Annotated in this window: 7 protein-coding genes and 1 other RNA gene; 3 read left to right on the top strand and 5 right to left on the bottom strand. The window is 62.2% G+C overall.

Annotation, left to right across the window (positions count from 1 at the left end; genetic code table 11):
- The coding region (locus tag I6E39_RS10890) for a cell wall hydrolase (RefSeq protein ID WP_235381608.1) at positions 1-390 on the top strand (390 nt) is incomplete at its 5' end.
- 198 nt (positions 391-588) lie between these two features.
- Here the strand turns inward: I6E39_RS10890 and I6E39_RS10885 are convergent.
- The 5 genes from I6E39_RS10885 to I6E39_RS10865 all read right to left on the bottom strand — a co-directional run bounded on the left by I6E39_RS10885 (position 589) and on the right by I6E39_RS10865 (position 7,489).
- Positions 589-1,437 carry an amidohydrolase family protein gene (locus I6E39_RS10885; protein WP_235381607.1) on the bottom strand — a complete coding sequence of 283 codons (849 nt, stop codon included), beginning with the start codon at positions 1,435-1,437 and terminating at the stop codon, positions 589-591.
- A gap of 88 nt (positions 1,438-1,525) precedes the next feature.
- Positions 1,526-3,097: a sodium:solute symporter family protein gene (locus I6E39_RS10880; protein ID WP_235381606.1), complete on the bottom strand. Its 1,572-nt coding sequence runs from the start codon at positions 3,095-3,097 to the stop codon at positions 1,526-1,528.
- Positions 3,098-3,257: 160 nt separating this feature from the next.
- On the bottom strand, positions 3,258-4,370 hold the full coding sequence (locus I6E39_RS10875; protein ID WP_235381605.1) for an SLC13 family permease: 1,113 nt from the start codon (positions 4,368-4,370) through the stop codon (positions 3,258-3,260).
- Positions 4,371-4,439: 69 nt separating this feature from the next.
- Positions 4,440-5,870, bottom strand: coding sequence for a pyruvate kinase (pyk, locus tag I6E39_RS10870; RefSeq protein WP_235381604.1), 1,431 nt, complete (start codon positions 5,868-5,870; stop codon positions 4,440-4,442).
- 206 nt (positions 5,871-6,076) lie between these two features.
- Positions 6,077-7,489, bottom strand: a complete 1,413-nt coding sequence (locus I6E39_RS10865) for a sodium-dependent transporter (RefSeq protein ID WP_235381603.1) — start codon at positions 7,487-7,489, stop codon at positions 6,077-6,079.
- 466 nt (positions 7,490-7,955) lie between these two features.
- Here I6E39_RS10865 and ffs point away from each other — a divergent pair.
- Together ffs and dnaX are read left to right on the top strand one after the other, a co-directional pair.
- An RNA gene (gene ffs, locus I6E39_RS10860) (signal recognition particle sRNA large type) lies at positions 7,956-8,220 on the top strand.
- A gap of 46 nt (positions 8,221-8,266) precedes the next feature.
- A partial coding sequence (gene dnaX, locus I6E39_RS10855; protein ID WP_235381602.1) for a DNA polymerase III subunit gamma/tau occupies positions 8,267-9,513 on the top strand: 1,247 nt, incomplete at its 3' end.

Raw genomic sequence — 9,513 nt, 5'->3', positions numbered from 1 at the left:
GCCCAGCCCCCCTCCGCCGCCTACAATGAGGAGGACCTGTACTGGCTGTCCCGGGTGATCTCGGCGGAGAGCCGGGGGGAGCCCTTGCTGGGCCAGATCGCCGTGGGCAACGTGGTGCTCAACCGGGTGAAAAGCCGCGAGTTCCCCAACACCGTCAAGAGCGTGGTCTTTGACACCAAAAACGGCGTCCAGTTCGAGCCCACCTCCAACGGCACCATCTACGACCCGCCCACTGACTCCGCTGTCCTGGCAGCCAAATTATGCCTGGAGGGAGCCGATGTGGTGGGGGACTGCCTGTATTTCTACGCCCCCGCCCTGTCCGCCGGACGTTGGATCGTCAACAACCGTACTTACCACACCACCATCGGCTGTCACAAATTCTATCGCTAGGGCAGTGCTAACCGCCGCCTGACCGCCGGGGGATAGCCAGCGGCGCTGCCGCACCCTCGGCGGTTGGGGGAAGATGTCCTCAGAATGCCCCAGCCGGTCCGGCTGTCAAGGTTTTGTTCCCCGGTGAGAATAAATTCACAAAAAACAGGCCCTGCCGTAAACCTGCGGCAGGGCCTGTCCATAGTCGTATGAGAATTGTTACAGTCCCAGCAGCTTCTGGGCGTTGCCCCCCAGAATGGCCGCCTTCTCCTCGTCGGTGAGGGGCAGGGCCCGGAACCGGGCCACATCCTCCGCCTGACCGCCCCAGGGGCTGTCCGTGCCGAAGACCAGGCGGTCCGCGCCAAATTCCCGCACCATGCGAAGGAACTGCTCTTCCTCCATCATGTTCAGCTCGGAGGGGCCGTAGAAGCCGTCGCCGAGAGGGGTCATGCGGCCCAGCGTGAAGGAGGTGTCCAGATAGGCATCGGTGTCCACCAAGAGTTCCTCCACCTGGTCCCAGTTGCGCCAGCCGCCCATATGGGCCAGGATCATCCGAACGGGACCGACCTGTTTCAGCGCCCGCAGAGTCATGTCCGGGGAGCAGTTTACCTTTCCGGGGATCCCGATGTCCAGTCCGGCATGGGTCAGCACGATCAGACCCAGCTCCCCGCACCGGTCCAGAATCCGCAGATAGCGGGGGTCGTCCAGATCCACATCCTGATAGACCGGGTGGAGCTTGATCCCCTTCAGCCCCATATTGGCGATCCGGGCCAATTCCTCCTTCCAATCGGGAAAGTCGGGGTGCATGCAGCCGAAGGAAATGATGCCGGTCTTGCGGTAGTTGTCGTTGACCTGGGCGGCGCTGTCGTTGACATGGCAGACCTGACGGGTGTTGGTGGCCACAGGCAGGACCACGGAGTAATCCACCCCCGCGGCGGCCATGGAGGCGGCCAGACCGGAATTGGAGCCGTCGGAGAAGGGCTTGATATGAGACATGTGAGCCAGCTTCTGAATGGTAGGGGCGGCGATCCGCTCCGGGAAGGTATGGGTATGAAAATCTACAATCATGGAACTCGTCCTTTCTGAGATGTTAAAGTGCCGAAAAGTGTGGTATGCCCACAAGCATACCACACTTTTCACACTTTTGAAAGCCCTTTTACTTGCGGTCGCCCAGCGCCTGGCGCTGACTGACCAGAACCTTTTCCTCGTAGCAGGAGAAGGCATCGTCCACCAGCTTCTGGTCGGGCTTGGCGGTAAAGAGGGAGACCACCGGCACGATGACCAGACCGGCAATCATACAGAAGGCGCCGGCATTGATGGGGGACTGCAGCAGGGTGGGGAAGGAGGAACGAACGAAGATGTTGGCCACCATCACGATGGTGGAGAACAGGAAGCTGACCCAGCAGGCGGTCTTGGTGGCCTTCTTCCAGTACAGGCCGTAGAGGAAGGGAGCCAGGAAGGCGCCGGCCAGAGCGCCCCAGCTGACGCCCATGAGCTGGGCGATGAAGGTGACGCTGGACTTGTACTGGATGATAGCCAGCACCACGGAGATGGCGATGAACACCACGATGAGGCAGCGCATGATGAAGACCTGACGCTTCTCGTCCATATCCTTGACCACATGGCCCTTCAGCAGGTCCAGGGTGAGGGTGGAGCTGGAGGTCAGCACCAGGGAGGACAGGGTGGACATGGAGGCGGACAGCACCAGGATGACCACCACGGCCAGCAGAATGTCGGGCAGGCCGGACAGCATGGCGGGGATGACCGCGTCGAAGCCGCCTACGGGGGTGCCGTTCTCAGTGACGCCCACCACATCGGCGAACAGCCGGCCGAAGCCGCCCAGGAAGTAGCAGCCTCCGGCCACCACCAGGGCGAACAGGGTGGAGATGACGGTACCGGTGTCGATGGACTTCTCGCTCTTGATGGCGTAGAACTTCTGGACCATCTGGGGCAGGCCCCAGGTGCCCAGGGAAGTAAGGATGACCACGCCCAGCAGGTTGACCGGGTCAGGGCCGAAGAAGGAGGCGAAGACGCCGGGGGCGCCGGCCACGGGGCCGCTGGCAGTCTCGTTGGAGACCTTGGCCAGGCTCTCCAGCGCGGCCATAAAACCGCCCTGGCTTTGAAGCACCGCAACAATGACGGCGCTGATGCCGAACAGCATGATGATGCCCTGGATGAAGTCGTTGATGGCGGTGGCCATGTAGCCGCCGGCAATGACGTAGATGCCGGTCAGGACCGCCATGACGATGACGCAGACGGTGTAGTCAATGTCAAAGGCCATGCCGAACAGACGGGACAGGCCGTTGTACAGGCTGGCGGTGTAGGGGATCAGGAAGATGAAGATAATAATGGAGGCGGCGATTTTCAGGGAGGTGGAGCCGAACCGCTTGCCGAAGAACTCGGGCATGGTGGCCGAGTCCAGATGCTGGGTCATGATGCGGGTGCGGCGGCCCAGAACCACCCAGGCCAGCAGGGAGCCCAGCAGGGCGTTGCCGATGCCCGCCCAAGTGGCGGCGATGCCGTATTTCCAGCCAAACTGCCCGGCGTAACCTACGAAGACCACGGCGGAGAAATAGGAGGTGCCGTAGGCAAAGGCGGTGAGCCAGGGACCGACAGACCGGCCGCCCAGCACGAAGCCGTTGACGTCGGTGGCGTTTTTCCGGCAGTACAAACCGATGCACACCATGACGCCGAAGAATACCAGCAGCATGACAGCTTTGATGATCATAAGTAACCATTCCTCTCTTTATCAGACACATGAGCCGGCAGGTTTATTACTTTGCTCCGTTGAAGTTTAACGCAGGGAAGCGGCAAAGTCAAGAGGGAACGACAAAAAAGGTAAATTTTTTAAAAAAGCTCCGGACCGCATAAGCGGTCCGGAGCGCAATCTATCCGTACAGCAGCCCGTACAGGGCCAGCAGAGCGGCCAGAAAGATCAGATTGGCCACGGTGAACCAACATAAGTACCGGCCACGGAGCCCGAGATCGGCCCGGGCCACCTGCTTATAAGAGATCAGGCTGGCCATGGAGGCGATAAGGGTTCCCAGTCCGCCCAGATTGGCGCCCACCAGCAGGGCCCGGCCGTTTTCCGTGAAGCCGGACAGGAGGAGGGCGGCGGGGACGTTGCTGATGACCTGGCTGGCCAGGACACAGCAGATCGCCTCGCGTCCGGCGAGGAGCTGCCCCAAGACCTGACGAAAGAGGGGCAGCCGGCCCAAATTCCCCACAAAGATGAAAAATCCTCCGAAGGTGAGCAGCAGGGAGTAGTCCACCCGGCCCAGAGCGGGGTGGTCGGCGGCCAGCAGGGTCACAAGGACCAGCAGGGTGAGCCACCAGACCGGGATAAGCTTGACCACTGCGGCCAGACACAGGAGAAACAGGCAGGCATACAGCGCCACCTTCCGCCGGTCCAGGGGCCGTCCATCCCCAAACCGCGGCACAGCCAGGGGCCGTGAGGGGGTCAGCAGGAGAAACAGGGCCAGCAGCAGGGCGGAGCCAACGGTCAAGGGCAGCATGGTCCGGAAAAACACGCCCAGTCCCAGCCCATAATGGGAGTAAAGATACAGGTTCTGGGGGTTGCCGATGGGGGTGGCCATGCTGCCCAGATTGGCGGCAATGGTCTGCATCACCACCGTTTGGATCAGCCGCTCCTCCCGGCGGGCCATCCGCAGCACCTCCAGAGCGAAGGGGACGAAGGTGATGAGGGCCACGTCGTTGGTCACCGCCATGCTGATGAAGAAGGGCAGGAAGATGAGGGCCCCCTCCAGTTGACGGGTGGTGGACGTCCGGGCCAGCAGGAATTCTCCCAGCCGGCGGAACAGCCCCAGGCGCTGGAGCCCCGCCATGACGGCCATAAGGGAAAACAGCAGGCCCAGCGTATGAAAATCAAGATAACCCAGGTAAGTCCGGTCCGGCGGGACCAGCAAGGCGGAAACCAAAGCCAGAAGCCAGGACACGGCCAAAACCGTATCATGTTTGAACAGATCCAGTAATTTTTTCATCGATGCATCACCATTTCACCAGGGGATATGATCTCAGTCAGAGACCCCGGGCGGTCCGCTTTTTCAGCGTTACCGATCCTCCTCGTCAATGACCTGGGCTTTGATGAGGTTGGTAGAGCCGCTCTTGCCCAGGGGAACGCCGGCGGTGATGACCACAGTGTCCCCGTTTTTGACCAGGCCCTCTTTCCGGGCCACCTCGGCGGACAGGGAGAAGATCCGGTCGGTGGAGTTGACCTCTCCGGTGAGGAGGGGGATGACCCCCCAGCAGATGGCCAGCTGGCGGCGGACCTTCTCGTGCATGGTCAGGGCGGCCACGGGGCAGGCCGGCCGGAACCGGCAGATCATCCGGGCGGTGCGGCCCGAGCTGGTGGCGGCCAGAATGGCCGTGGCGTTGAGATCCATGGCGGTCAGGCAGCAGGTATGGGTGATGGCGTCGTTGATGTTGGAGGCGGGGGTGATCCGCTGCTTCTGGAACCGGCGCCAGTAGTCGATGGACTGCTCCGCCTCGGTGACGATGCCCACCATGGCGGTGAGGGACTCGACAGGGTACTTCCCCCCGGCGGTCTCCCCGGACAGCATGACACAGCCGGTACCGTCAAAGACGGCGTTGGCCACGTCGGACACCTCGGCCCGGGTGGGCCGGGGATTCCGCATCATGGAGTCCAGCATCTGGGTGGCCGTGATGACGGGCTTGCCGGCCTGGAGGCCCTTGCGGATCATCTGTTTTTGCAGGACGGGCACCTTGGCGGCGGGGATCTCCACCCCCAGATCGCCCCGGGCCACCATGATGCCGTCGGCGGCGGCCAGGATCTCGTCCACGTTGTCCACGCCCTCCTGGTTCTCGATCTTGGCGATGATCTTCACGTTCTCACCGCCGCAGTCCCGGAGGACCTGGCGAACGGCCTCCACATCCGCGGCACGGCGGACAAAGGAGGCAGCGATATAGTCGAAATCGTTTTCCACCCCGAAGCGGATGTCGGCCACGTCCTTCTCAGTGAGGGCGGGCAGCCGGATGTGGACCCCGGGGATGTTGATGGACTTGTTGGCAGACAGGGTGCCGCCGTTTTCCACGGTGCAGCGGATGTCGTGGCCGGCAATCTCCTCCACCCGGATGGCCACCAGACCGTCGTCGATGAGGACCTGCTGGCTGGGGGCCAGCTCCTGATGCAGCTTGGGGTAGGTGACGGAGACCCGGGACCGGTCCCCCACCACGTCGTCGGTGGTCAGGGTAAAGGGGTCCCCCGTCTCCAGAGTGACGGTCTTGGCGTCAAAGCTCTTGATACGGATCTCCGGGCCCTTGGTGTCCAGAATGGTGGCCACCGGGCGGCCCATAGCGTCCCGGACGGACTTGAGGCGATTCAGACGGGCCAGATGCTCCGGGTGGCTGCCGTGGGAAAAGTTGAACCGGGCGGCGTCCATGCCGGCGCGGATGAGGGTGCGGAGCATATCCTCGCTGTCCACGGCGGGACCCAGGGTGCAGATGATCTTGGTCTTTCTCATGTTTGATTTCCTCCTGTGGGAATCACATTCTTACCTATTTTATCTGTTTGACGCTCCTATCATACAGAAAAAACGCCGGTTTGGATAGATGTGAAATCCATAAAATTAGACCCGCAAACAATCCGTTCCTCAGAAAAAATCCCGGGGCGGGGGATAAAAAACCGCCCTCCGGTTCACAGCAAGCCGGAGGGCGATTATATCAGGGCTTATCCCAGCAGGAGCCGGCGGAGATAGCTCAGCAGGCCGATGGACTCCAGGAACAAAAGGGCCATCATCACCGGGGTGACATAGCGGATCATAAAGGCGTACAAGGCCTTGCGCCGGAAGGGGTGGCCGCTGGACTCCATCTCCTCGATGATCCACTTGGGCTTGATGATCCAGCCCACCAGAATGCAGGTGAGCAGGGAGATCAGAGGCATCAGGAAGCTGTTGCTGATGTAGTCCACCACATCCAGCAGCTGCTGGGCCTGGGCTCCGGTGGGCAGATCCACCTCGAAATAGAGGACGTTATAGCCCAGGCAGATGACGGTGGCCGCTCCGGCGGAGAGCAGGGCGATGATGAGGCTCATCTTCTTCCGGGAGGTGTGGAACAGCTCCATGCAGTTGGCCACCAGGGTCTCCATAATAGAGACGTTGGAGGTAAGCGCGGCAAAGACCACCATCAGGAAAAACACCAGACCGATGATTGCGCCCAGGGGGCCCATGGCCTCAAAGACCTTGGGCAGGGAGATGAACATGAGGCTGGGGCCGGAGGCCATGCCCTCGGTGCCGAAAAAGACATACACGGCGGGAATGATCATCAGACCGGCCAGGAACGCCACCAGGGTATCGAAGATCTCGATCTGACCCAGGGAACGGCTCAGATTCACGTCCTTCTTCACATAGGAGCCGTAGGTGATCATGATGCCCATGGACACGCTGAGGGAGAAAAACAGCTGGCTCATGGCGTCCAGCAGGATGCCCAGGAACCGGGAGAGGGTGACGCCCTTCAGATTGGGCGTCAGATAGACGGCCAGGCCCTGGAGCCCGGTACGCAGGGCGGTCCCGTCGTTGTGGCGCAGGGTCAGGGAGAACAGGGCGATGCCCACCACCATCAGGATCAGACCGGGCATGATGATCCGGGAGAACTTTTCAATGCCCTTTTCCACCCCCCGGTACACAATGAAGGCGGTGACGGACAGGAAAGCCAGCATGAACACGATGGGGGCAAACTGGGAGGTGATGAAGGAGACGAAATACCCGTCCTGGGCGGCGTCGGCCCCCCGGAAGGTCAGGTAGGTCACCAGGTATCTGGAGATCCAGCCGCCGATGACGGAGTAATAGGTCATGATGAGGGCGGGGACCAGAAAGGTGAGGTAGCCCAGAAAGGCCCATCTCCGGTCGATGGAGCCGAAGGCCCGCATGGCGTTTTCCTGGGTCCGGCGTCCGATGGCCACGTCGGTGGTCAGCAGGGTGAAGCCGAAGGTAAAGACCAGGGCGATGTACAGGATGAGGAACAGGCCGCCGCCGTCCTTGGCCGCCAGATAGGGAAAGCGCCAGATATTGCCCACGCCCACCGCGCTTCCCGCCGCGGAGAGGACAAAGCCCAGCGAGCCGCTGAAGCTGCTTTTCTTTTTCATGGATACACCTCCTTGCGATTGGATACAGGCCCCTTTGCGGGGCCCAGCCCCGACTGCAGACAGGACAGCCGCGCAATGCCGTCCCTGCGCGGACAGAGGGGGTAACCGGAGCCGTGCAAAGGAAACTGACCCGTCGTCAGGTCCGGCCGCGCCACGTCCGGCGGTCTACAGGGCCGCAGACACAGTAAGAGGAATTCTAGGGGAAATTGGGGTATTTGTCAATAGAAAAGAGAAAAACAGCCGTTTGACCCTTTGTATCGGCCGGAAAGCGCCTCATATCCGGCCTGCAAAGCAAACTACAGCGGCCCTGGAGCTGGAACGTCCGGCTACCTGTACCGGATGATTTTGGAGGGAACAGCCGGAAATTTTACAGGTTGGAGCGGAATTAAAAAATTATCATTGCTAAAACGGCAAAAATATAGTACAATACAGTTTAGCTCTGTTCCCGTCTCGGCGTGGAGCAAGGCCGCACTAGTCGGGGAGATAGCGGTGCCCTGAACCCGCAATCCGCTAAAGCGGGGATGAATCCCGGCCCCCGGACGTGTGATGTGTTGTCTGCCCTGGATAAGCAGCGATGATAGACCGGTCCCGCGCAACGCGGCTCCGTGAACCGTGTCAGGCGGGGAACCGAGCAGCACTAAGCGGCCCGCCGCGTGTGCCGCGGGGTCACTGTTCTTGAGCCGGCTGTCCAGGTAACGGGCATATCCCACGCTTCAAAGGCCGGTGTGCGGCCTTGCTTTGCGCCGAGTCTTATTTTTTGAATTCCGAGGTGATTTGATGTACCAGGCCCTGTACCGCAAGTGGCGCCCCCGCACCTTCGACGACGTGGTGGGCCAGTCCCACATCACCGACACGCTGAAGCAGCAGGTGGCCGGGGACCGGCTGTCCCACGCCTACCTGTTCACCGGCACCCGGGGCACCGGCAAGACCACCTGTGCCAAGATCCTGGCCCGGGCGGTCAACTGTCACAATCCCCAGAACGGCAACCCCTGCAACCAATGCCCCGCCTGTCTGGGCATTGAAAACGGCTCTATTCTGGACGTGCTGGAGCTGGACGCCGCCTCCAACAACGGTGTGGATCAGGTCCGCGCCCTCCGGGACGAGGCGGTCTATACCCCCGCCGCCGTCCGTAAACGGGTCTACATCGTGGACGAGGTCCACATGCTGTCCACCCCCGCCTTCAACGCCCTGCTGAAGATCCTGGAGGAGCCCCCCTCCCACCTGATGTTTATCCTGGCCACCACTGAGCTGCACAAGGTGCCCGCCACCATCAAGAGCCGGTGCCAGCAGTTCTCCTTCAAGCGCATCCTCCCCGGCCAGATCGCCCAGCGGCTGGACTATGTGGCCCGGCAGGAGGGCATCGACCTGACCGCCGACGGAGCCGCCCTCCTGGCCCGGCTGGCCGACGGCGGCCTGCGGGACGCCCTGTCCCTGCTGGACCAGTGTTCCGGCGGCAGGCAGCGGGTGGACGAGCGGGAGATTCTGGACACCCTGGGTTTGGCCGGCAATCTGGAGACTGCCGGGCTGATGGAGCAGATTGCCCTTCACGACACCGCCGCCGCTCTGGAAACCCTGTCCCGGCTGTACGCCAATGGCAAGGACGTGGGCTCAGTCCTCAGCGAGTTGTCCTCTTTGGCCCGCGACCTGCTGCTGCGCAAGACCGCCCCCCAGGGGAGCGCCGCCCTGCTCACCGGCGGCTACGACGAAGCCACCATGCGGAACCTGGGCGAACAGTTCAGCGCCCGGCGGCTGCTTCAGATCCTCTCCCTGCTCCAGCAGGCTACCGCCGACCTGGCCCGGAGCAGCAACCGCCGCACCGACGCGGAGCTGTGTCTGATCCGCCTGTGTAACGAGGAGCTGGACGAGTCCTTGTCCGGCCTGTCCGCCCGGATCGCCCGGCTGGAGGAACGTCTGGCCCAGGGCGTCTCTGTCCAGGCGGCCGCCCCTCCGGCGCCCCCCGCCTCTGGGTCGGCCCCGGCAAGACGAACTTCCGCAGCGGTCAAGGCCGCCCCTCCCCCTCCTTC

The organism is Pseudoflavonifractor phocaeensis (assembly GCF_021531375.1).
In the GTDB taxonomy this organism is placed as follows: domain Bacteria; phylum Bacillota; class Clostridia; order Oscillospirales; family Oscillospiraceae; genus Lawsonibacter; species Lawsonibacter phocaeensis_B.
Note: the sequence above shows the minus strand (reverse complement) of the source record. Positions and strands in the feature narration are given on the sequence as shown.